Annotated in this window: 25 protein-coding genes; 6 read left to right on the top strand and 19 right to left on the bottom strand. The window is 38.7% G+C overall.

Annotation, left to right across the window (positions count from 1 at the left end; genetic code table 11):
* Position 1: 1 nt before the first annotated feature.
* Entirely contained in the window at positions 2–484 is a 483-nt protein-coding gene (gene purE / locus IRQ78_RS04240) for a 5-(carboxyamino)imidazole ribonucleotide mutase (RefSeq protein WP_054561454.1), read from the bottom strand.
* 409 nt (positions 485–893) lie between these two features.
* Positions 894–2,480 carry an ABC-F family ATPase gene (locus IRQ78_RS04235; protein WP_082389293.1) on the bottom strand — a complete coding sequence of 529 codons (1,587 nt, stop codon included), beginning with the start codon at positions 2,478–2,480 and terminating at the stop codon, positions 894–896.
* A 204-nt stretch (positions 2,481–2,684) separates the two neighbouring features.
* On the opposite strand from IRQ78_RS04235, the gene IRQ78_RS04230 reads away from it, so the two are divergent.
* Both IRQ78_RS04230 and IRQ78_RS04225 read left to right on the top strand, forming a co-directional pair.
* On the top strand, positions 2,685–3,206 hold the full coding sequence (locus IRQ78_RS04230) for a TetR/AcrR family transcriptional regulator (protein ID WP_054553889.1): 522 nt from the start codon (positions 2,685–2,687) through the stop codon (positions 3,204–3,206).
* Between the two features lie 171 nt (positions 3,207–3,377).
* A complete protein-coding gene (locus IRQ78_RS04225; RefSeq protein ID WP_194441446.1) occupies positions 3,378–4,586 on the top strand; it encodes a porin in 1,209 nt (402 codons plus the stop codon).
* Positions 4,587–4,651: 65 nt separating this feature from the next.
* On the opposite strand, the gene IRQ78_RS04220 is transcribed toward IRQ78_RS04225, so the two are convergent.
* The 9 genes from IRQ78_RS04220 to IRQ78_RS04180 all read right to left on the bottom strand — a co-directional run bounded on the left by IRQ78_RS04220 (position 4,652) and on the right by IRQ78_RS04180 (position 10,448).
* Positions 4,652–5,035: a nuclear transport factor 2 family protein gene (locus IRQ78_RS04220; RefSeq protein WP_138616756.1), complete on the bottom strand. Its 384-nt coding sequence runs from the start codon at positions 5,033–5,035 to the stop codon at positions 4,652–4,654.
* A 758-nt stretch (positions 5,036–5,793) separates the two neighbouring features.
* Positions 5,794–6,309: a hypothetical protein gene (locus IRQ78_RS04215; RefSeq protein WP_194441445.1), complete on the bottom strand. Its 516-nt coding sequence runs from the start codon at positions 6,307–6,309 to the stop codon at positions 5,794–5,796.
* A 193-nt stretch (positions 6,310–6,502) separates the two neighbouring features.
* Entirely contained in the window at positions 6,503–6,682 is a 180-nt protein-coding gene (locus IRQ78_RS04210) for a hypothetical protein (protein ID WP_194441444.1), read from the bottom strand.
* Between the two features lie 502 nt (positions 6,683–7,184).
* On the bottom strand, positions 7,185–8,069 hold the full coding sequence (locus tag IRQ78_RS04205) for a GGDEF domain-containing protein (RefSeq protein ID WP_194441443.1): 885 nt from the start codon (positions 8,067–8,069) through the stop codon (positions 7,185–7,187).
* On the bottom strand, positions 8,060–8,419 hold the full coding sequence (locus IRQ78_RS04200; RefSeq protein WP_054553893.1) for a group I truncated hemoglobin: 360 nt from the start codon (positions 8,417–8,419) through the stop codon (positions 8,060–8,062). Before IRQ78_RS04200 ends, IRQ78_RS04205 begins: the two co-directional genes overlap by 10 nt.
* 286 nt (positions 8,420–8,705) lie before the next feature.
* Entirely contained in the window at positions 8,706–9,017 is a 312-nt protein-coding gene (locus IRQ78_RS04195; protein ID WP_194441442.1) for an antibiotic biosynthesis monooxygenase family protein, read from the bottom strand.
* Between the two features lie 5 nt (positions 9,018–9,022).
* Positions 9,023–9,433: a GFA family protein gene (locus IRQ78_RS04190; RefSeq protein ID WP_194441441.1), complete on the bottom strand. Its 411-nt coding sequence runs from the start codon at positions 9,431–9,433 to the stop codon at positions 9,023–9,025.
* 21 nt (positions 9,434–9,454) lie between these two features.
* Positions 9,455–9,886, bottom strand: coding sequence for a DUF3859 domain-containing protein (locus tag IRQ78_RS04185; protein WP_138616765.1), 432 nt, complete (start codon positions 9,884–9,886; stop codon positions 9,455–9,457).
* A gap of 82 nt (positions 9,887–9,968) precedes the next feature.
* Complete coding sequence (locus IRQ78_RS04180) at positions 9,969–10,448, bottom strand: GNAT family N-acetyltransferase (protein ID WP_166340085.1); 480 nt, start codon at positions 10,446–10,448, stop codon at positions 9,969–9,971.
* An 80-nt stretch (positions 10,449–10,528) separates the two neighbouring features.
* Between IRQ78_RS04180 and IRQ78_RS04175 the strand changes: the two genes are divergently transcribed.
* Positions 10,529–10,732, top strand: coding sequence for a hypothetical protein (locus IRQ78_RS04175; RefSeq protein ID WP_054561447.1), 204 nt, complete (start codon positions 10,529–10,531; stop codon positions 10,730–10,732).
* A 37-nt stretch (positions 10,733–10,769) separates the two neighbouring features.
* Here the strand turns inward: IRQ78_RS04175 and htpX are convergent, their stop codons facing one another.
* From htpX to bioB, 5 genes are all read right to left on the bottom strand, one after another.
* Positions 10,770–11,630: a protease HtpX gene (htpX, locus tag IRQ78_RS04170; RefSeq protein WP_054561446.1), complete on the bottom strand. Its 861-nt coding sequence runs from the start codon at positions 11,628–11,630 to the stop codon at positions 10,770–10,772.
* Positions 11,631–11,804: 174 nt separating this feature from the next.
* Positions 11,805–12,488, bottom strand: coding sequence for a dethiobiotin synthase (bioD, locus tag IRQ78_RS04165; protein ID WP_194441440.1), 684 nt, complete (start codon positions 12,486–12,488; stop codon positions 11,805–11,807).
* A 13-nt stretch (positions 12,489–12,501) separates the two neighbouring features.
* Positions 12,502–13,293: a methyltransferase domain-containing protein gene (locus IRQ78_RS04160; RefSeq protein ID WP_194441439.1), complete on the bottom strand. Its 792-nt coding sequence runs from the start codon at positions 13,291–13,293 to the stop codon at positions 12,502–12,504.
* The gene (locus tag IRQ78_RS04155) at positions 13,290–14,423 is read right to left on the bottom strand and encodes an aminotransferase class I/II-fold pyridoxal phosphate-dependent enzyme (RefSeq protein ID WP_194441438.1); all 1,134 of its coding nucleotides are present in this window, start codon (positions 14,421–14,423) and stop codon (positions 13,290–13,292) included. The genes IRQ78_RS04160 and IRQ78_RS04155 overlap by 4 nt, the downstream gene beginning before the upstream one ends.
* A gap of 7 nt (positions 14,424–14,430) precedes the next feature.
* Positions 14,431–15,471 carry a biotin synthase BioB gene (gene bioB / locus IRQ78_RS04150; RefSeq protein ID WP_175081914.1) on the bottom strand — a complete coding sequence of 347 codons (1,041 nt, stop codon included), beginning with the start codon at positions 15,469–15,471 and terminating at the stop codon, positions 14,431–14,433.
* 98 nt (positions 15,472–15,569) lie between these two features.
* On the opposite strand from bioB, the gene bioA reads away from it, so the two are divergent.
* Positions 15,570–16,865: an adenosylmethionine--8-amino-7-oxononanoate transaminase gene (gene bioA / locus IRQ78_RS04145; protein WP_194441437.1), complete on the top strand. Its 1,296-nt coding sequence runs from the start codon at positions 15,570–15,572 to the stop codon at positions 16,863–16,865.
* Between the two features lie 32 nt (positions 16,866–16,897).
* On the opposite strand, the gene IRQ78_RS04140 is transcribed toward bioA, so the two are convergent.
* Positions 16,898–17,332 carry an ATP-binding protein gene (locus tag IRQ78_RS04140; protein ID WP_054553905.1) on the bottom strand — a complete coding sequence of 145 codons (435 nt, stop codon included), beginning with the start codon at positions 17,330–17,332 and terminating at the stop codon, positions 16,898–16,900.
* A 259-nt stretch (positions 17,333–17,591) separates the two neighbouring features.
* Between IRQ78_RS04140 and asnS the strand changes: the two genes are divergently transcribed.
* Entirely contained in the window at positions 17,592–18,989 is a 1,398-nt protein-coding gene (gene asnS / locus IRQ78_RS04135; RefSeq protein WP_054553906.1) for an asparagine--tRNA ligase, read from the top strand.
* Positions 18,990–19,139: 150 nt separating this feature from the next.
* Positions 19,140–20,069, top strand: a complete 930-nt coding sequence (locus IRQ78_RS04130; protein ID WP_194441436.1) for a PstS family phosphate ABC transporter substrate-binding protein — start codon at positions 19,140–19,142, stop codon at positions 20,067–20,069.
* A gap of 70 nt (positions 20,070–20,139) precedes the next feature.
* Here the strand turns inward: IRQ78_RS04130 and IRQ78_RS04125 are convergent, their stop codons facing one another.
* Positions 20,140–21,066 (bottom strand): electron transfer flavoprotein subunit alpha/FixB family protein, encoded by a 927-nt coding sequence (locus IRQ78_RS04125; RefSeq protein ID WP_054553908.1) that lies wholly within the window; start codon positions 21,064–21,066, stop codon positions 20,140–20,142.
* Positions 21,067–21,816 (bottom strand): electron transfer flavoprotein subunit beta/FixA family protein, encoded by a 750-nt coding sequence (locus IRQ78_RS04120; RefSeq protein ID WP_063705098.1) that lies wholly within the window; start codon positions 21,814–21,816, stop codon positions 21,067–21,069.
* Between the last annotated feature and the right edge of the window lie 102 nt (positions 21,817–21,918).

Here is a 21,918-nt window from a genome sequence, read left to right as displayed (position 1 = left end):
ATTACTCTGCAGGATTAGGGTTAGCTAAGATAGTGTCTGTTTGTTCTTTACGGAAAGCTTCAACTTTTGCGAAGATTTCAGGCTGTTGGCAACCTAAAATTTGTGCCGCTAAAAGGCCAGCATTTGCAGCACCCGCTTCACCGATAGCCAATGTACCGACCGCAACACCTTTAGGCATTTGGCAGATAGATAATAACGAATCTACACCATTAAGTGTTTTAGACTTAACTGGTACACCTAAAACTGGCAGTGATGTAAACGCCGCAGCCATACCTGGTAAGTGCGCAGCACCACCGGCACCTGCAATAATAATTTTAATACCGCGCTCTGCAGCCGAGCTTGCATAGTCAGCAAGTAATTGAGGGGTACGGTGAGCAGAAACAACTTTAGTTTCGTATTCAATGCCGAATTTTTCTAGCATTAACGCCGCATGTTCCATCGTTGGCCAGTCTGATTTGGAACCCATAATAATGCCAACTGTCATAAATACACCTCAGTAAATTGTTTTCTAAAAAGCGGACTTTTGTCCTTATTTTGTGGCGGTATTATATACCCAAACCACATCAAGATGCGAGTTTCAGTTGGAATTAAAAGCGATTTAGGCAAGGCATTGATTGCAAATAATAGTGGTTCTATTGTTAAAATCGATAACGCAGTATAAATCGCTTTAAACCAACCCGTTGGGCGCTTCACAGGCACTCACTCTCATCGTTGTTACTTCTTAAAAGGGACTGCCATTTCTACAAAGTAACGCCTTGATATTAAGCACCTGTGAAACGCTGAATTCTGTATCTTGATGTGGTTTGGGTATATCCCCTAACTCACATCAAGATGCGACTCTAGAAGCACAAAAAAGCCATGACATGCATGGCTTTTAATCACTCATCAGCTAATTAAGCTTCTTTGCTTGCTAGGTACTCAGTGTATGTACCTTTAAAGTCGATAACTTTGCCGTCTTTGATTTCCCAAATACGGTTAGCTAGTGATGATACAAATTGTCTATCGTGAGATACGAACAATAATGTCCCTTCGTATGCTTCAAGTGCTAAGTTAAGCGCTTCGATAGATTCCATATCCATGTGGTTGGTTGGCTCATCCATTAATAAGATGTTTGGTTTATGCATCATAATTTTGCCAAACAGCATACGGCCTTGCTCACCGCCTGAAATCACTTTTACTGACTTTTTGATATCGTTTTGTGAAAACAGCATACGACCTAAGAAACTACGAACAACTTGCTCGTCGTCACCTTCTTGTTGCCATTGTTCCATCCACTGGAATAAGTTCATATCTTGTTCGAACTCGTCAGCATGGTCTTGTGCGTAGTAACCGATATTAGCGTTATCAGACCATTTAAATTCACCTTGTTTTGGTGCTAAACGACCAGCAAGGGTATTTAATAGTGTGGTTTTACCAACACCGTTCTCACCGATAATTGCAATGCGCTCGCCTACTTCAACTAGGCCTTCAAGGCCAGTGAATAGTGTTTCTTCAAAGCCTTGCGTTAAATTTGTTAGCTCTAAGGCATTACGGAATAATTGCTTTTCTTGCTCAAAACGAATAAACGGGCTTTGACGCGAAGATGCTTTAACTTCTTCAAGCTGAATTTTGTCAATTTGTTTAGCACGCGATGTGGCTTGTTTTGCTTTTGAAGCGTTCGCAGAGAAGCGCGATACGAACTGTTGAAGTTCGGCAATTTGGCTTTTCTTCTTGGCATTTTCGCTTAGTAGACGCTCACGAGCTTGCGTTGCAGCAAACATGTACTCATCGTAATTACCTGGGTAAATACGAAGCTCACCGTAATCGATGTCAGCCATGTGTGTACAAACTGAGTTTAAGAAGTGACGGTCATGCGAAATGATGATCATGGTACAGTCACGTTGATTTAGTACGTCTTCTAACCACTTGATGGTGTAAATGTCCAAGTTATTGGTAGGCTCATCGAGTAGCATGATATCTGGATCAGAAAACAGCACTTGCGCAAGTAACACACGCAGTTTAAAGCCCGGTGCAATTTCTGACATAGGGCCGTAGTGTTGCTCTGTGCCAATACCTACACCAATTAATAACTCACCTGCTTTAGCTTCTGCTGAGTAACCATCCATTTCGGCAAACTCAGTTTCTAGGTCTGCTACACGCATACCGTCTTCTTCGCTCATCTCAGGTAAGCTGTAAATACGGTCACGCTCTTTTTTTACTTCCCACAGCTCTTTATGACCCATGATTACTGTGTCGATTACAGAAAACTCTTCGTAAGCAAACTGGTCTTGGTTTAGTTTAGCAATACGCTCGTTTGGATCTGTGCTGACATTGCCTGAAGATGGTTCTAGTTCACCACTTAGGATTTTCATGAAGGTTGATTTACCACAGCCATTCGCACCGATTAAACCGTAACGGTTACCATCGCCAAATTTTGCTGAAATATTTTCGAATAAAGGTTTAGCACCAAATTGCATGGTGATATTAGCTGTACTAATGATAGCGGTACCCTCCAGCGGGTAAAAAGTAAAACGAAACTGCGGGCAATTTTAAACTAAAGCCGCTTGGCACGCCATGAAAGATTAGTTAAATCAATTCCTCAATTTACAACTGAAATTGTTAGGTATACATTTAGTGAACACGCTCACTTTTATTAGTGAACGCGCTCACTTTTAAATTTAACTTTAAAAATTAAGATATTAGCTATGGGTAATTACGATAAGACACATCAGCATATTTTAAATGTTGCTTGGCAACTTTTTTCTAAACATGGATTCAATGAAACCTCTACACGGCAAATATCTTCTACTTGTGGTATTGCAATCGGTACTTTGTTTAAACATTTTGATAGTAAAATTGCGATTTTAGAAGCATGTCTTGATCTAAGGTTTCATGACGTATTAGAACTTGCCAAAGAAACCGACATTCACCGCCCTCCTCGTCTTAAAATCAATCATTATGCTCAATACTTTTATCAATTTTACTGTTTACATCACCGCTTTTATAAAGTGCTTTTTAGCCAACGCTTGTTCTGCAAAACCTTTCAACAACAACACATGGAACTAATTCAATCATTAGTATTTGCCGATCAACCCCAATTTAATAAAGTTAAAGCTGCTATATTACTCGACTGCTATTTTATGACCTTATTGTATGGATTGGGCGCTGAAACTCCGAATACAAAATTGATGCTGAGAACGCTGAGTCAGAAAGTGTCTATATTTTAAGCTCACTAACTCATTGATAATTCGATATTGTGAACCTAAAGTGAATAATTTTTCCTCAAACAAGGTTTGTTGCATGATAATTTTTCACTTTTGACCCAATTTTAGCTTTGATAATCTCCGACTCTTAACTAAATTATACCTATTAGGGACAATATTTAATCAAGGTACATTATGAAAAGAACACACGCTGCCTTTTTTGTTGCGGGCATGATAAGCATGCCTACAGCGAATGCCATCGAGATCTACAACGATCAAACCAATAGTGTCACTATAGGTGGCTTTATAGATGCAAGGGTTATTAATACACAAGGTGAAACAGAGGTAGTTAATGGTGCATCACGAATCAATTTAGATTTTAAGCGTCAATTAAAAAATGGCTGGCAAGCCTTGGCATTATTAGAATGGGGTGTAAACCCTGTTGGTAGTAGTGACATTATTTATAATAATCGCTTTGAATCGATTCAAGATGAGTTTTTATATAACCGACTTGGCTATGTTGGCCTTAAACATGAAGACTATGGTCAAATTACATTAGGCAAACAATGGGGTGCATGGTATGACGTTGTTTATAACACCAACTACAGTTTAGTGTGGGATGGTAACGCCGCGGGTGTTTATACCTACAATAAAGATGACGGTGCAGTAAATGGTACTGGTCGCGGTGATAAAGTACTACAGTATCGTAATACGTGGGGAAAATTTCATCTTGCCCTACAAGCGCAACTAAAATCAGATGACTTTTATACCTGCGACATTGCAGACATATCACGAAGTTCATGTGAACTGTTATTTAATCAAGGTAATGCCGCAGCTCAAAGAGTAGAGTTTAATTCAACCTATGGTGCGGCTATCACCTACAATGCAACAAATAATTTAAAATTTACTGCAGGGGTTAACCGAGGTGAATTTGATATTGTTTATGCAAACGGTCGCGATCAACTCGTTACAGATCTTATCTATGGTGTTGGTGTTACTTATGGTGATTTTTATAAACCAGGCTGGTATGCATCAGCAAATATAAATAAAAACGAAAACCACGACACCGACAACTTAGGACGCTTAATCAAAGATGCCGTTGGTTTAGAGTCAATTCTAAGTTATCGCTTTGATAATGACATTCGTACTTTTGTTGCCTATAACGTATTTGATGCAGGTAGTGACTATGTTATTCAGCCTAATTTTAATGCCGACCCTGAAGATGTGTTTAAACGCCAATTTGCAGTTTTAGGTGTGCACTACTTTATGGCTGAGGATACCATTTTATATATCGAAGCTCGTAAGGATTTTAGTGACTTTTCAAGTAATGACGCAGAGCAAGAAGCACAGATGTCTCAAACCGAAGATGACGGTATAGCTATTGGATTTAATTATACTTTGTAGTTACCATAAACACTAAGCCCACTATTGTGGGCTTTAAACTCGCGATAAATCACTTACGTACATATTCAATACATTGAGTTACCATTCAAAGTCTCTTGTGGGATCTGTTGTATTGAATCCCAGTGCTCGACAATCTTGCCATTTTCATCAAACCGAAAGAAATCCATGGTGACATATTGATCATTACCAGGCCATATTTGGTGAGTATGAAGCGCAACAAGATTACCTTCTGCTATAGCACGAACAAAATCAATTTTCTTATCTGGATATTCATTATGCATTTTTTCAAAATAGGTAATGAATGAGGCTGTTCCATCACCAACTAAAGGATTATGTTGTATGTATACTTCGCCTACATACTTTTCAACCGCTAGAGATGGATTTCCTAGATAAGCGGTTTTGTAAAACTCAATAGCATTTCTCTTATTTAATTCTAAATCAACCGACATTTAGCACCTCTTCACAAATTTGTTGATTATGCTTGTATTTAAGAAATGTAAGACAAGCTAATTACACAGTTTACTAAAGGAAAAAAGCTCGCTTTTCTAAACAAGATATTTCTATCAGAGCTATTAAATATTTGCTAGACGAAAGAAAGTACGACTATCAAGCACTTAACATGAGAAAAAATGCATAGGTAGGACTGAAATAGCAGCATCATAGTGAGCGATCTATACTCTGCTATTAGATGTTTTCAGCATATTTCACCTTAAAAAGATGCATAGCAAGCTTGATTCCAATTAGTACCCCAGCGCCTATAACGAGCGGGAGTAGGCTTTCTAAATAAAATGGAATATTTTCGAAATAAAACAACAGCGCCTTGAACAAGCATTATATACGCAGCAAGATTGAAAGAGCTGTATTGGGTCTTACAAGCTGAATGGATTGCGTTTCCAATCTGGCTTGTGCCATACCTTTGCTGATAGTGGATTAACAACTTGCATGCCAACAACAAATAAAAGAGCCAAAATGGTAAATACAAAAATAACACCTAAAGCACTCAAATTGATAGCCGGGTTAGCTTTCGGCTCAAGCGCTGTAAATAGACATGAGACTGCTACACAGGTTATTAAAGCAATACGAAGGAATTTCTATTTATTCATAAAATTGAAACTTAATGCTCAAATAACAAGCTATAAATAATAGACTAAACAAAGTGAAGAATGAACACAATGCATACTAAAATACGCCCTAGAGCACGGTCTATTTAGAGTTTTACTGCTAGCTTTTTATGAATATTTTTATAAGATTTGGTAAGTCTCTTAATATGATAATTTACTTTTTTCCAATCCCAAGAACTAGGATTGCCAAATTCAGGTAATGTATCTTCCCACTCCTTAGCTTCTTTTTCACAACGACAGTTTAAGCAAAACAAACAAAAATAGTCGCCTTCAATAAATACGTTAAAGTTAATAATGCCCCACCCATCGCTGGTATATCGGTATTTAGCACCATTACAATTATCTGCGTTGAGGTCGTGCTTTTCAATAAATACTTGGCCGCAAGAATCTCTATAATGTAATGATAAATTTATATCTTTGTGATGGTCTTCAGTTTTCTGAAGTCTATAAGTGACGTAATCTTTTATTTCATTTAAAGAGGAAAAATGTTTCAGGTCACTATCAAAATCTGAATACGCTTCATAAACTGAAACATCATATTCGAAGATATGATTAAAAAAATTATGAAGTTCTCTAATATGGATTCCTTTTTCCAGACTCATAGTAACTCCTGTAAAGCTTAAGAAGCGAAAATCTATTCTAAGGCATGTAACAGCCTAACTGACATCTACTTTAACTACTTTTCAACAGCATTTAATTATCAAATATATTTCTAGTTTCTTGCAAAGGATACATAGTAAAAAAGCTGATAACCAATATTTGTCTACATTAATTAGCTTGTTAGCATATCGTACACTAATCACTTTCAATACAGATATAGTTTGGCACTAATTTATCAGCAAGCCGATGCCAGCTAAATTCAATATTAAAGTTTTCAACTTTAAATTGATAATTCACTTCAACCCCATCGTCCCAATATTCAGTTTGGTTAGAGAACTTATGCGTAATATTTTCAGGTTTAAATTGTCGGTTCATAGCAACAACTTCTTAATTAACTAACAAATCGCCAGTATAAATTTCACCTCTAGAGTAAAATTCACTTAAACGTACAGATATACATTTGATAATTGAACCTTGAATATGATAACTAACACTTCCTTTTTCATGATTTTCAGCAGGTAAACTTGAACGGCTACCCAACACAAGATTAAAAACTTCAAATGAATCTAGGTTGATACACATAATACTATGTCCAAAAATATGCTTATAGCTAACTTATAGCGTGTTTATTTAAACATGACAGTTCACTTTTTGAATATTTCTTCCTACCAGAGTAATTAGCTAATTGCTAGGCAAATGAAAGATTTACAATAGAGGGTTCTAATTTCAGATAAAACCAAGTGTTGGATCATACTTTACTTTAGAACTTAGCCTATACGTTACATATGTTGTGATAAATAGGAGTTAGATATAAAGTCAGCAGTTAAACTTTTAGCGAATCTAAAATGTATTAAGTATCAGTAATCAATTTAGCGTTTTAAGTACCTTCAAACTTTACTACACGCGAACGGCCATTCTCTTTGGCAAAATAAAGTGCTTTATCAGCTTTATTCAAAAGCTCATCAAGTGAAATGCCGTCTTTACCATACACAGCAACACCTGCGCTAAACGACATACCTATATTTGAGTTATTAGGTGTCATAAGCTTTATGGTATTTGTTGTTTGCAATAGTTTTTCTGTATTGGCAAAACAAACCGTGTCTTTATTGTTTATTTGGATAAGGCAAAACTCTTCGCCGCCAAGTCTTGCAAAATAACACGTATCATCAATGCTATCTTTTACATGCTTTGCAAAGGTGACTAATACTTGGTCGCCAAAATCATGGCCAAATGAATCATTAAAATGCTTAAAGTGATCAAGATCGATAAGTGAAACAGTACAACTAAATTCTTTATGATTTGATTGTAACTGACTGAATTTTGCAAATAAGGCTCGCCTATTTGGCACATTTGTTAATTGGTCAGTATGAGCAAGTTCAAACATTTGCTTACTGTAGTCTTCTAAGAGAGTGTTTGTTCGGTTAAACAAAAACTGGTTTCTCTTAAGTTCGGTTATATCCTCACCTTCAACAATGACGTGCTCACCCACTACATTGGCAGTAAATCTAAAAATATGACGATATGAAGCATCATTAATTTCCACTTCAATCTTATCTATATCGTTTTTTAATAATTTTGAGCTGATTAATTGCGCTAAGTGTCTATTGACTGGGTTATTAGATGCATTTAGGTAATGCTGTGCAACAAGGTGAAATGAGTTGTTTTGAAATACTTCCTTGTGTTCATTAGCCGACAAAACAACGACAGGTAACTGCAAATAATTTAAAACAAAATAATCCGCGTTGTTTTGTTCTAATGACATACGATAAAGTCTCGTTTTGTTTCAAGCTTAGCTATAACTTGCTTCGCGTCGTCTTCTGATATTCCTTGTTCAGAAAATGTAAGCGACAAGATATTTATCATTTCTTGCCAATCTTTAAGATTAATACCTAAATTTTTATGGGCTTGTGCTAGCTGTTCATCACTGATGTAATCAGGTCCACCCATTAAAGAAGAGATAAAACTTGTTTGATGATGAATTAACCTTTCCATGTTGGTATGTTTAAAATGAGCATTAAGGGTTTCTGACTTTAAAATATTGTCATAAAACTTTTCTATGACTTTATAAATTCGAGAAAAACCACCGTATTTGATAAACAAAGAAGATTCCACATCGAGTCCTGTATTATCGATAAATATTTAAGTAGCTAATAAGGCACCACAAAAGATGACAATAAAGTCTGCAAGCTATTGATATTTAGATTATAGAAAGGAAAAGAGATTTTGCATTTTTGAATAAGCAAATTATGGGATTATTCTCATTTGTTGCACGTGAATATTAATAGCCCCTCTTACACACCATACCTGTAGATTTAAAAATCTTAAATTCAAAGATATTTGCCGAGATTGAAATAAACCTCAAAACAGTATGATGTGTTCCTTTAGTGGTTAATGGCTATTACAATGAATAATCACGTTCTACTTTAGCAATACGCGTTGTAAAAGCGCTGTACCATTTGTCTCTACCGAGCTGTTGGGCGTTTAAGTGCTCAACGTTTTGTTTCCAGGCTTTTATCGCATCTAAGTTTTGCCAATACGACACCGTAATTCCCAAACCATCACGAACAGACTCTATACCTAAATACCCAGGTTGTTGCTCTGCAAGTTCTACCATTCTATTTGCCACTTCTTCATAACCGGCGGTATCGTCAGATAAGGTATTCGTAAAAATCACGGCGTAATAAGGGGGTTTTGGTGTATTCGCTATCATGGCTGTTACTTCCCCCTACTTGGTTCAAAACCATCATAACATGGAATTTTTTCGTCAAATGTATCCCAATTTGCTTTAGAGCTTACAAAGTTATGACTGATTGGGCGCTCGTTTATATCGCTATCTAATAAACCTAAGCGAATAAGTAAGCGGCTTGGGTCATCTTTATTCTCGCTATAAATAGGTGAGCCACAACAGCTACAAAAATAACGAATTCTACCGGGTTTAAATTCAAACGCGCTTAGATGCTGCTTTCCTTCTGTGAGGTTAAAACCATCTCGTTGAATAAAGCCATTGGTTGCGTAGGCTGTGCCTGAGTTTTTTCGACATAAGGAGCAATGACAATGAATAATTGAGTCTATACCACCAGCAATAGTTACTTTTACTTCGCCGCATAAACAACTTCCTTGATACATAGTCCCTCTCAGGTTTAAAGATTAATAACCGCGATGCTTCCAAAATTCAGTGGCAGTGCCTTCGGCTTCCTTTAATAAGTTAAAGGATTTATCAGCAATTATATGGCCATTTAACTCAATAGTCATGCGCCAAATACCTACTTTATTGTCAACAGGTGCCCATATCGTATCACCTAAATAAAACTGCCAATCGTTTGTTTTAACGTACTGTTCGCCCTCAAACGGTGGCATGATCTCGCCATCTTCATCCGGAATATCTGGGTGGTAAACGCAAAATTTAATTTTTTGTCCTTTGGCCTTTTTAATGTTAACTATAAAGCCAAATTCAATATCTAACTGTGCAGGAACGTCTGTTGTAAACTCGGTGATTTGTGGCAGGTCTTTCTCTTTTGCATCCCAATGACTGTAAATGCCGTAACTTTCAATAGTGGTAATTGGCTTTGCTTTTGCCATAGCTGCAAGCGCTCCTTTTTAAAAATGAGGCGCTATTTTATAGTAGCAACCCTAGCAGAACAAGATTGTACTATTATAGTAATTAGCTAACGTATTTTACCCAGTGAGTGTCATGTTGTTGAAAGCCACATTTAGTTAAAAGTTTAATACTTGCGCTATTATTTGGGTTAACTAAAGCTAACACACTGTTTAACGGAGCAGGTACAAAGGTCGTCAGTTTTTCAAATAGCATATCTAGTACCTTTTGCATTATTCCTTTGCCAAAGTATTGTGACGACAACTCAAACCCCAACATGCCCTGCCCGTCAATTATGTTAAATATGCCTACGCTGCCAATAACCTGCCCACTACTTCGTAAAACAATAACTAAACGAATGCCTTGTTGATTATAAAAACGTTCTATGTCGCCTTGAATAAAGTCGTACACGTCACCTTTCGTTATATCAGCGCCGTAATCATTAAACGTTTGTACTTGCGGATCTTTTAAAATATCCCATATCGCTTGGCAATCTCTATGACGAATGGGGCGTAAGTCAAAGGCTAAGTCATCGTGGCTAGACACGTTAATTTCTTCTTTTTGCTTTATGAGCTGGCATTATTGTCTTACTATAAACGCAATTACAAGCAATTAGATTAAGTTCGATGAGTGAAGAATTTAAAGTAATTCAACCTACCACCACAGTATACTGTAAAGAACGCGGGGAAGGCTGGACCTTAACAGGGATCACAAGTATTGATGAACATACTTCTGTGATGTTTGATGGCGTAAGGTATACCTTACCGGCCCGTGAAATTGTTGAGGTTTTATTGCCACAACAACTCGAGCGAGAGAAAAACCAACAATAAAAAAAGCCAGCATCAAGCTGGCTTTTTCGTGTTTAAATTAACGTAATGCGTTAATACGCTCATCAAGTGGTGGGTGCGATGAGAATAATTCAGCAACACCTTTACCGCTTGCAATACCAAATGCCATCATTGAACCTTCAAGTTGTGATGGGTGGTTTTGTTTTAAACGCTCAAGGGCGCTGCGCATTTTATCTGCACCTACTAGTTTTGCTGCACCGGCATCCGCAGAGAATTCGCGTTTACGGCTATAGTAAGCAACAATCACACTTGCTAGAACACCAAATAACATTTGGAAAATCATATCGAACAAGAAGTATGTCCAGCTACTCCCGCCCTCTTCTTCATCACTATTAAGGAAGTTATCAACAATACCTGCCAATACTTTCGCCATAAAGATAACAAAGGTATTCACTACACCTTGGATAAGTGTCAGCGTTACCATGTCACCATTTGCAATGTGTGACACCTCATGAGCCAATACCGCCTCAGCTTGATCTTGATTCATGTTATGTAATAAACCTGTGCTCACAGCCACCAGCGAGTTGTTCTTGCTTGGGCCGGTCGCAAATGCGTTCATTTCAGGGCTATCGTAAATAGCCACTTCTGGCATCGCGATACCTGCTTTTTTCGCTTGCGCTGCTACCGTCGAAACTAACCATTGTTCTGTTTCAGAACGAGGCTGTTCAATAACATGTGCACCGGTTGATTTTTTTGCCATCCATTTCGACATAAATAACGAAATAAACGAGCCACCAAAACCAAACACCGTTGAAATAACTAAAATGCCGCCTAAACTGCGATGGCTAATACCCAGTACGCTCATCACAATAGACAACACAATACCTAACACTAGCATTACCGCTAAGTTAGTCAGTAGAAACAAAAATACACGCTTCATAAAAACCTCAGAATAAACATACCAATTGTATTAACTAACGACATGGTTAAAAATCGTTAGTTAATAAAATTATCTGGGTGTTCTACCAACTTAGTTTAGGGCTTATGCAATTGGTTGCAAGGAACTAATTGCAACCAATTGTGACAGAGTATGTCAAAAGTAACAACTCAATTATTATGGGTTGATAGATAAAATTTCAAGTAAGGTTTTGTAAATTTTTAATTTTGGGGTGCCGTCTGTATACGGACTAATCGCCAAAAGTGGGAAAGGTAATGCGGTTTTTAAGGTTTCTAAATTGGCGTCTTGTTCACGCATATTTGGGTCTACATGATTTGCAATCCAACCCACACAATTTACACCGAGCGCTTTAAAATGAGCTGCTGTCAGTAAAGCATGATTTAGGCATCCTAGTTTCATACCCACGACTAAAATCACATCAAGCTGCTGTGATTTAACCCAATCACTGAGCAAATCAGTTTCGTTGATAGGTAAACACCAACCGCCTGCACCTTCTGTAAGAATATAATCGGTATTGAGTGCTTTTACATTCGCATAAGCAGCATCGAGCTTGTCAAATGTCAGTCTGTCGCCTACTTGGGCAGCTGCAATATGCGGTGCAATGGGTGGCTCATAGGTAAAGGGGTTAACTGTGTTGTATTTAACACCAATTGATGAGCTTTCCATTAAGGTTAATGCATCATCATTGACTAGCTGCCCAAATGCTTCTTCGGCACCTGCTGCAATGGGTTTAAATCCAACCGCACGCTGTTTATGTTGTGCTAGTAACTTTAATAATAAACTGGTGACATGGGTTTTTCCGGCATCGGTGTCTGTACCCGTGATAAAAAATTCTTTCATTTTTCAGTTAATTCTATTTTTCTAGTTCTAAAAGGACAACTTGATAGCTCACTCTAGCATCCCCATCAACCAGAGGGTATGCCTTACAAACACTATTAAGTGCCTGCCTTGTTAATAACCCTTGGCGCTTTTGCTTAGTTTGCAATGAAGTAGCACCAATCGCTTTTATCGAGCGCAGTGCTTCTAAGGGAGAGTTATAGGCATCTATATAACATCTATCGGCTGCAAAATTCAGTTTAAACCCCGCCAATTTTGCATACTCAATAATGTGACTAGCACTATGAAACTGATTAATATGGTTTTGCTCGTCTAAACAAGCAAAAGCCTGTTTGATCTCTTTGAGCGATCCATCTACCACGCAGCTTAAATAAACCTTACCGCCCGCTTTTAATGCAGAAAAAAGATTTTTAAATAGTGCCTCTAAGTCAGCAGACCATTGCATTGCAAAATTACTAAACACACAATCAAGGGAGTTTTGCTGTAATGGTAGGTTATCCATATCAGCACACACTTTTAAACAACGCGGGTTTTGCTCTGTGCTTAGCATGGAATGACTTAAATCCATTGCTAATACAGTATCAAAATGTGTTTTAAGCATTGCTGTGTTAACTAAAGGCCCAGCCCCTAAATCAAGGCAAGTACCCTGCTGATGTTTACTTGCCATCATTTTAAATAAGTGCGCAGCCGCTTGTTTTTGAACATTAGCATGGCTCGCGTAATTTGCAGCTGCTTTAGAGAACTTAGTTTGTGTTGTTAGCTTATTACTGTGTTGAAAGCTTAAAGGCGCTTGCAGTTGAACACTCATAAACACTCCACTAGCGAATCAACCAGCTGTTTTATATCGTCTGCTTGATGTGCGCTACTTATGGTTACTCTTAGTCGTGCCGTATTAAAAGGAACCGTGGGTGGTCGAATAGCGGTTAACCACACGCCTTTACCTTTAAGCTTATTAGCAACGGCAAGCGTGTGTTCTGCATCGCCCAATACCAAAGGCTGAATAGCCGTTGTTGATTCCATCAATGCTAAGTTATGCTCTTTGGTAAGCGCTCTAAAGTAGGCAATATTCTCTGAAAGCTGAGCGCGTCTCTTATCCGCATTTAATAACTTTTCGAGTCGCTCTAGAGTATAACTTGCCATCAGTGGTGACATCGCCGTTGAATAAATGTATTCGCGATTAAACTGCAGCATGTAATCAATCATTTGTTTTGATGCAAGCAGGCAAGCACCACTACTTGCTAGTGCTTTGCCAAAGGTGATGATCAGTAAATCAGGCTTGATTGACTCACAACTGCCTAAACCTTGCTCGCCCAATACGCCAAAGCCATGAGCATCGTCAATCATCAGCCACGCGTTGTATTTTTTAGCGAGTTTACAGAGTGCTTCAATGGGGGCTTGATCGCCATCCATCGAAAATACCCCTTCGCTCACTATAAGCTTATGCTTTGCTTTTGACTTTTGTAACCGAGATTCTAAGTGCCTAAGGTCGTTATGATTAAACCGCACCATAGCAGCAGCAGAATGAAGGCCGCCATCTATAAGGCTGGCATGATTAAGCTTATCTTGAAAAATTGCCGATGATTGCGCCACGGTTTTATCTTGAAACAACGCTTTTAATACGCTGCTATTAGCACTAAATCCGCTATTAAATAACATGGCGCTTTCGTAGCCTAATAACTCGCATAAACGCTGCTCAAGCTGTTGTTGTGGTTTATTATAACCATTTACTAATGCTGAACTGTGGCTACCTAGATGCTGCGCATGTATTTCAATAAAATCATCAGCAAAGCCAAGGTAGTCATTACTGGCAAAATTTAAATACTGTTTGCCTGCAACCTGAATAAAGCGCCCGCTTGATTGCTCAACAAGTTGACGCTTTCTCAGTAATGCATCTGCTTGTCGCTCAACAAGATGCTCGGCAATAAAATCAAAAGCCATTTAAATATTACGCTTCGTAAAATAGTTCAGATGTTGCTTTATCAGCAACTTTTGATGAAAGTGATGCTTCTACTGCTTCATCTGAGTAATCTTCACGGGTTTCTGGGTTCATGCCTAACTTTTTAATCAGCATCATGTCTGCGTCTGCTTCAGGGTTTTCTGTAGTCAGTAGTTTATCACCGTAGAAAATTGAATTAGCTCCAGCAAAGAAACACATAGATTGCATTTGTTCATTCATCGCCGTACGACCAGCTGATAAACGAACATAGCTTTTCGGCATCATGATACGTGCAACAGCAATGGTACGAATAAACTCAAAATGGTCTAAGTCTTCAACATCTTCAAGTGGCGTGCCTTTAACCTTAACCAACATATTAATTGGCACACTCTCTGGCTGCTGCGGCAAATTAGCTAATTGCATTAATAAACCAAAACGGTCAGCTGCCTGCTCGCCCATACCAACAATACCGCCAGAGCATACTTTCATGCCCGCATCGCGCACATTATCGATGGTGTTTAAACGGTCTTGGTAAGTTCGTGTTGTAATGATCTGTTGGTAATACTCAGGTGAGGTATCTAGGTTATGGTTGTAGTAATCAAGACCCGCGTCTTTTAATGCATGGGCTTTTTCGTTATCTAGCATGCCAAGGGTCATACAGGTTTCAAGGCCGAGCTCTTTAACCTCTTTTACCATTTTTGAAATATAAGGCATGTCACGTTCTTTCGGATCAGACCACGCAGCCCCCATACAAAAACGGGTTGCGCCTTTTTCTTTGGCAACACGCGCTTGCTCAACCACTTTTTCTACTTCCATAAGGCGTTCACGGTCTAAGTCTGTTTTATAATGACCTGACTGAGGACAATATTTACAATCTTCTGGGCAAGCACCGGTTTTAATCGATAACAAAGTAGAAATTTGTACTTCATTTGGGTTGAAGTTTTCACGATGCACACTGGCCGCTTTAAATAACAAATCATTGAACGGCATTTCGAATAATGCTTTTACTTCTTGGTGAGTCCAATCGTGACGGACAACTGCGTGCTCCATAATAGTCTCTTTTTTTAAATTATTGGGACGGTTTGATTGGCTTAGTCTACGACTTGACGTAACATTGTCAACGAATCGAAGTGATATAAAGTTTACATATGAGCAATAAACAACCAATAGATTTAGATTTTGATCGTGAGCATATTTGGCATCCTTATACTTCTATGACTCAGCCCCTTCCCGTTTACCCAGTCAGTCATGCCAATACAAATCGTATTTTCTTAGAAACTGGCGAAAGCCTAATAGATGGTATGGCCTCTTGGTGGAGTGCCATCCATGGTTACTGCCACCCTGTTTTAAATGAAGCAATCACCCAGCAAGTTAGCAAAATGAGTCATGTCATGTTTGGTGGTTTAACTCATGAGCCTGCTGTTGAGCTATGTAAAAAGCTAGTCAGTATCACACCTGAGTCACTCGATAAGGTGTTCTTAGCCGACAGTGGCTCTGTGAGTGTTGAAGTTGCAATAAAAATGGCCTTGCAGTACTGGCTTAGCCAAGGTTACACCAGCAAACAAAAATTAATGACGCCGCTTAAGGGCTACCATGGCGATACCTTTGCGGCGATGAGCGTTTGCGATCCGGTTAATTCAATGCACAGTATGTACTCAGGATTTTTACCTGAACATGTTTTTGTACCTGCGCCAAGTGCTAAATTTAATGGCGAGTTTAGCCCTGCTGAAGCTGATACGCTTGAAAGCTACTTTGCAGCTCACCACCAAGATGTTGCGGCATTTATCATTGAACCCATAGTTCAAAATGCTGGGGGCATGAATTTTTACCACCCTGATTACTTAAAGCACCTACGCATTCTGTGTGATAAGTATGATGTTTTACTTATTTGTGATGAAATCGCCACAGGCTTTGGCCGCACTGGCACCTTGTTCGCTGTTGAGCACGCCAACATAGAGCCTGATATTTTATGTATTGGCAAAGCATTAACGGGCGGCATGATGACCCTATCAGCAACATTAACCACCAACAAAATCGCTGTTGGCATTAGTGAAGGTGAAGCCGGCGTATTAATGCATGGCCCAACATTTATGGGTAACCCGCTTGCCTGTGCTACAGCCTGCGCAAGTATTAATTTACTGCTCGATCAACCGTGGCAAGAGCAAATTGAACATATAAATGATGTTCTAACAACCCAGCTTGCTAAGTGTAAGCAGCTCGATGCAGTCGCTGATGTGCGAACATTGGGGGCAATTGGTGTTGTAGAGCTTAATAGAAGTGTAGATGTAGCAAAGATTCAACGCTTTTTTATCGAGCAAGGTGTGTGGATACGCCCGTTTGGTAATTTAATTTACTTGATGCCGCCTTACATAAGCGACGAACAAAGCTTAACTAAGTTGTGTAACGCTATTTATGCAGCCATTGAACAACAGGCGTATTGCTAAAAAGGAAGCTGATGCTTCCTTTTCTTTAAACTTTACCATTCAAACATATAAGCCATTTTACTGATCATGCGAAGCGGTACTTTATGTTCGCAGCGCTTAGCGTAAAGATGCTGTAATGATTTATCTTTAATTTCACCAACGATCACTTCTTTTACTTGATAACCCAGTGCAGTAGCCGCTTGTGCGTAGGCGATAAATTCCCATTTTTTAATATTAGTGTTATCAACAATTACTAACGGAATTTCTTCTGCTAAGGCATTAATAAAGCGTGCAAGGTTTAGATTGTGATACTCAGGTAACTTGTACTTATCAAATTGATACTCACCTTCGCTATTGTAAAAATAATCATCTGTTGCGCACACGACATAATCACTTTCATTACCAGCTACCAACTCATCAGCAAGGCTTTGTGCGTAATATGATTTACCTGAGCCTGGTAAGCCGCGAAGAATAAAAACTTGTTTCATAGCACCTGTTATACAATTTAATTAAAGACTAAGGGACAGTAATTGTTAATAATGCCACAAAATAACCAATTAGCGCAGCGAGAATTTAAATAAACGCAAATTTTACGCAAAATATTGCTGCTATTTTACTCAATTGAAGAAAAACTACTAAAGAGTACGCCTCAATAGTTTTTTTATTTGATTTACGAGGGTAAGATAGTCGATTCAAGTGCAATGCACAGCATTATTATATTAGGCAACTTATATCATTGGAGTGAAGATGAGCCATTTAGCGATTTCAGAGCTATTAAAAGGCAAGGTTGCGGTAGACAGCCAAGTAACAGTAAAAGGCTGGATCCGTACACGCCGCGATTCAAAAGCAGGAATTTCATTTTTAGCCGTTCATGACGGTTCGTGTTTTGATCCTATTCAAGCGGTGGTACCTAATTCACTCAATAATTATGATGAAGTAACACGTTTAACTGCAGGTTGTTCTGTATCTGTAACCGGCGTTCTTGTGCCATCTGCAGGTCAAGGTCAGTCTTTCGAAATCCAAGCTAACTCTGTAGAAGTATTAGGTTGGGTTGAGAATCCAGACACCTACCCTATGTCTGCGAAGCGTCATAGCATTGAATATTTACGTGAGCACGCACACCTTCGCCCTCGTACTAACATCATGGGTGCAGTGACACGTGTACGTAACTGTTTAGCACAAGCGATTCACCGTTTTTATCACGAGCAAGGCTACTATTGGATCAGCACACCTATCATCACTGCTAGTGACTGTGAAGGCGCCGGTGAAATGTTCCGTGTATCTACTTTAGATATGCAAAACTTGCCACGCACAGATAAAGGCGACATCGATTACAGTGAAGATTTCTTTGGTAAAGAAGCATTCTTAACAGTATCTGGTCAGTTAAATGGTGAGACATACGCATCTGCAATGTCAAAAATCTATACTTTTGGCCCGACTTTCCGTGCTGAAAACTCAAACACATCTCGTCACTTAGCAGAGTTTTGGATGGTTGAACCTGAAGTTGCATTCGCAGATTTAGAAGATATCGCAAAACTTGCTGAAGACATGCTGAAATATGTTTTCAATGCAGTATTAACTGAGCGTCGTGACGATATGGAATTCTTTGCACAACGTGTTGAGAAAACAGCTATCTCACGCTTAGAAGAGTTCGTAACTAAAGATTTCGCGCAAGTTGATTACACAGATGCTATCGAAATCTTAAAAGCGTGTGGCAAGAAATTCGAATACCCTGTTGAATGGGGTGTAGATTTACAATCTGAGCACGAACGCTACCTTGCTGAAGAGCATTTTAACGCACCAGTAGTTATCAAAAACTACCCGCGTGATATTAAAGCCTTCTACATGCGTCAAAACGAAGACGGCAAAACAGTCGCTGCAATGGACGTAGTTGCACCAGGTATTGGTGAAATCATCGGTGGCTCTCAACGTGAAGAGCGTCTAGATGTATTAGATAAGCGTCTAGAAGAAATGGGCTTAAACAAAGAAGATTACAGCTGGTACCGCGACCTACGTAAATACGGCACTGTACCGCACTCAGGTTTTGGTCTAGGTTTTGAGCGTTTAGTTGCATATGTTACCGGTATGGGTAACGTACGTGACGTTATCGCTTTCCCACGTACAAAAGGCAGCGCGACTTACTAATAAGCAACGCTATACAATTTAAAAGCCGCTTTCGAGCGGCTTTTTTATTGCTAACACACTATAATATATAAAAAATCTGGTAGAGATTTAGCAAACATAAATAAATAGCCTATATTGAAAGTAGTCTAATAATTAAGAGCTCATTTTATTATGCACTTTCGCGCTATTCAGACCATTTTACTAGTAACCTCATCATTAATCGCATGCAAAGTCACGGCACTAGAAGAAGACTTAAACGCAAAGCCTATTTTTATTGCAGGATCAACTTCTGTTTCTACATTATTAATAGATCTTAAGAGCGAATTAAGTCAAGAATTTGGTAATAGCATACAAATAAGACCTATGGGTAGCGATAAAGGAATTATCGCAATTGCAGATAATGTCATCGATATAGGCACAAGCTCCCGATACCTCACCAAAGATGAACAGCAAAGATGGCCCTTTTTACGGCAAATTGTTTTAGCACAAGATGCGATCACTTTTTTTGTAAATAAAAACCTCAATATCGATGAGTTATCAACTAGTACACTCAGTGCTATATATCAGGGTAAGCTCACTAAGTGGTCAGATGTTTCTCCGCATACTCCGAAACTTAGTAGTAAAAATGATGAGATTTTGCTTTTCAGCAAAGGCACAACGCACGGCAGTTTTGATGTGTTTTTAGAGTATTTACAGCTTGATTACATCAAAGAACCAGACAGTAATTTTATTCGCCTAAAAAATGCTGGAAATAGAGGCCTATTTTCTGAACAAAAAGTTGAATTATACGATCAATTTAATCAAGCGCTGGGAATTGTGCAACGAATACAAAATGCTATTGCTTATGATTCATATGGAGCAATAACCAAGCTTGAAAACGATAGAAGAATAAATAAAGTGAGTTTATTAGCAATTGATGGCGTTAGCCCGTCTATCGAAACAATTCAAAGTGGAGAATACGCTTTTGTTCGCCCATTGGTATTGATAGTTAATACACAATCACCGCGTTCAAAGAAAATAGGTGACAAATTAGCTGTATTTATAAAGTCAAAAAAGATACATCAAAAAATGCTCGATATTGGCTACCTTCCAGTAAAATAGCTTCGTAAATATAAAAAAAGCTGCGCACCTAAAAAGGTGAACAGCTTTTAACAACCAGAATCGTTATGAATTACAGAGCGCTTTCAAGCTCTGGTAACACATCAAATAAATCAGCAACTAAACCATAGTCAGCAACTTGGAAAATTGGCGCATCAGGGTCTTTGTTGATGGCAACAATCACTTTTGAGTCTTTCATACCCGCTAAGTGTTGAATCGCACCACTAATACCCACAGCAATATATAAATCTGGGGCAACAATTTTACCTGTTTGACCGACTTGCATATCGTTTGGTACAAAGCCCGCATCAACAGCAGCACGTGAAGCACCAATCGCTGCACCTAGTTTATCGGCAATACCATTTAATAACGCAAAGTTTTCACCATTTTGCATACCACGACCACCTGAAATAACCACAGGTGCTGCAGTAAGCTCAGGACGTTCTGATTCAGTTTGTTCTTCTGATACAAACTCACTCAGACCAACAGAACCTTTACCAGTAACACTCGTTACAGCTACTGGCGCTTGCTCTTGTGCAATATCAAAGCTACTTGCACGAACAGTAATCACTTTTTTGCTATCTAGTGATTTAACTGTCGCAATTGCATTACCTGCATAAATAGGACGCTTAAAAGTATCTGCATCAATAACGTCGATGATTTCAGAGATTTGCGCAACATCTAAAAGTGCAGCAACACGTGGCATAAAGTTTTTACCCGTTGTTGTTGCGCTTGCGACAATGTGTGAATAGTTATCAGCTAAAGATAAAACTAGATCAGCTAGGTTTTCTGCAAGTTGATTAGCATAAGCTGCATCATCGGCAATAAGTACGTTACTAACACCTGCAATTGATGCTGCTTGTTCACTCATTGCTGATAAGTTTTCGCCTGCAAGTAGTAAATCTACATCAAAGCCTAGTTTAACAGCAGCAGTAATCGTTTTATTCGTTTCAGGCTTTAGAACACCTTTATCGTGTTCGGCTATCACTAATGTTTTCATTTAGATCACCTTCGCTTCTGTTTTTAACTTTTCTACCAATGTTGCTACATCTTCTACGATGATGCCGCCACTGCGTTTTTCTGGCTCATTTACTTCTACCAGCTGTACACGAGGCGCAAGGTCTACACCTAGACTATCAGCAGCAATTACATCAAGAGGCTTGCGTTTTGCCTTCATAATGTTTGGCAATGAAGCATAGCGTGGTTCATTTAAACGTAAGTCTGTGGTTACGATAGCAGGAAGTTTAAGAGCAACTGTTTGCAAGCCACCGTCTACTTCACGTGTTACATTAACGGTACCCGCTTGAACATCGACTTTAGATGCAAAGGTGCCTTGGCCACGACCCGTTAAAGCAGCAAGCATTTGACCGGTTTGATTGTTGTCAGAGTCAATCGATTGCTTACCTAAAATAACCAGCTCAGGTGATTCTTGCTCTACAATCTTGCTCAGTAATTTAGCTACATGTAAAGATTCAAGCTTTTCTTCTGTTTCAATATGAATGGCTTTATCGGCACCAAGTGCTAAGGCCGTACGTAATTGCTCTTGAGATGATTTATTACCAATAGTCACAGCAACAACCTCAGTGGCCGTCCCTGCTTCTTTTAAACGAATAGCTTCTTCAATTGCAATTTCACAAAACGGGTTCATCGCCATTTTTACATTAGCTAGATCAACATCCGTTTTATCGGCTTTAACGCGTGCTTTGACGTTGTAGTCAATTACTCTTTTAATTGGAACGAGGACTTTCATCGTGACTCCATCAATTGTGTGTTCTCAAAGTTGACCTTGGCGTCAACTTATTTATTTTATGAATTCAGACTACTTCCTGTTGACGTAAACGTCAACCTAAAA

The sequence above is a fragment of the Pseudoalteromonas simplex genome (assembly GCF_015278155.1).
In the GTDB taxonomy this organism is placed as follows: domain Bacteria; phylum Pseudomonadota; class Gammaproteobacteria; order Enterobacterales; family Alteromonadaceae; genus Pseudoalteromonas; species Pseudoalteromonas simplex.
The sequence above is the reverse complement of the archived record's forward strand: the minus strand, read 5'-3'. Positions and strand labels throughout refer to the sequence as shown.

What these genes read in the sequence shown, in the direction of transcription:
- purE (WP_054561454.1), bottom strand. Translation starts at nt 484, where the DNA reads ATGACAGTTGGCATTATTATGGGTTCCAAATCAGACTGGCCAACGATG.
- IRQ78_RS04230 (WP_054553889.1), top strand. Translation starts at nt 2,685, where the DNA reads ATGGGTAATTACGATAAGACACATCAGCATATTTTAAATGTTGCTTGG.
- IRQ78_RS04225 (WP_194441446.1), top strand. Translation starts at nt 3,378, where the DNA reads ATGAAAAGAACACACGCTGCCTTTTTTGTTGCGGGCATGATAAGCATG.
- IRQ78_RS04220 (WP_138616756.1), bottom strand. Translation starts at nt 5,035, where the DNA reads ATGTCGGTTGATTTAGAATTAAATAAGAGAAATGCTATTGAGTTTTAC.
- IRQ78_RS04215 (WP_194441445.1), bottom strand. Translation starts at nt 6,309, where the DNA reads ATGAGTCTGGAAAAAGGAATCCATATTAGAGAACTTCATAATTTTTTT.
- IRQ78_RS04210 (WP_194441444.1), bottom strand. Translation starts at nt 6,682, where the DNA reads ATGAACCGACAATTTAAACCTGAAAATATTACGCATAAGTTCTCTAAC.
- IRQ78_RS04205 (WP_194441443.1), bottom strand. Translation starts at nt 8,069, where the DNA reads ATGTCATTAGAACAAAACAACGCGGATTATTTTGTTTTAAATTATTTG.
- IRQ78_RS04195 (WP_194441442.1), bottom strand. Translation starts at nt 9,017, where the DNA reads ATGATAGCGAATACACCAAAACCCCCTTATTACGCCGTGATTTTTACG.
- IRQ78_RS04190 (WP_194441441.1), bottom strand. Translation starts at nt 9,433, where the DNA reads ATGTATCAAGGAAGTTGTTTATGCGGCGAAGTAAAAGTAACTATTGCT.
- IRQ78_RS04185 (WP_138616765.1), bottom strand. Translation starts at nt 9,886, where the DNA reads ATGGCAAAAGCAAAGCCAATTACCACTATTGAAAGTTACGGCATTTAC.
- IRQ78_RS04175 (WP_054561447.1), top strand. Translation starts at nt 10,529, where the DNA reads ATGAGTGAAGAATTTAAAGTAATTCAACCTACCACCACAGTATACTGT.
- htpX (WP_054561446.1), bottom strand. Translation starts at nt 11,630, where the DNA reads ATGAAGCGTGTATTTTTGTTTCTACTGACTAACTTAGCGGTAATGCTA.
- bioD (WP_194441440.1), bottom strand. Translation starts at nt 12,488, where the DNA reads ATGAAAGAATTTTTTATCACGGGTACAGACACCGATGCCGGAAAAACC.
- IRQ78_RS04160 (WP_194441439.1), bottom strand. Translation starts at nt 13,293, where the DNA reads ATGAGTGTTCAACTGCAAGCGCCTTTAAGCTTTCAACACAGTAATAAG.
- IRQ78_RS04155 (WP_194441438.1), bottom strand. Translation starts at nt 14,423, where the DNA reads ATGGCTTTTGATTTTATTGCCGAGCATCTTGTTGAGCGACAAGCAGAT.
- bioB (WP_175081914.1), bottom strand. Translation starts at nt 15,471, where the DNA reads ATGGAGCACGCAGTTGTCCGTCACGATTGGACTCACCAAGAAGTAAAA.
- bioA (WP_194441437.1), top strand. Translation starts at nt 15,570, where the DNA reads ATGAGCAATAAACAACCAATAGATTTAGATTTTGATCGTGAGCATATT.
- IRQ78_RS04140 (WP_054553905.1), bottom strand. Translation starts at nt 17,332, where the DNA reads ATGAAACAAGTTTTTATTCTTCGCGGCTTACCAGGCTCAGGTAAATCA.
- asnS (WP_054553906.1), top strand. Translation starts at nt 17,592, where the DNA reads ATGAGCCATTTAGCGATTTCAGAGCTATTAAAAGGCAAGGTTGCGGTA.
- IRQ78_RS04130 (WP_194441436.1), top strand. Translation starts at nt 19,140, where the DNA reads ATGCACTTTCGCGCTATTCAGACCATTTTACTAGTAACCTCATCATTA.
- IRQ78_RS04125 (WP_054553908.1), bottom strand. Translation starts at nt 21,066, where the DNA reads ATGAAAACATTAGTGATAGCCGAACACGATAAAGGTGTTCTAAAGCCT.
- IRQ78_RS04120 (WP_063705098.1), bottom strand. Translation starts at nt 21,816, where the DNA reads ATGAAAGTCCTCGTTCCAATTAAAAGAGTAATTGACTACAACGTCAAA.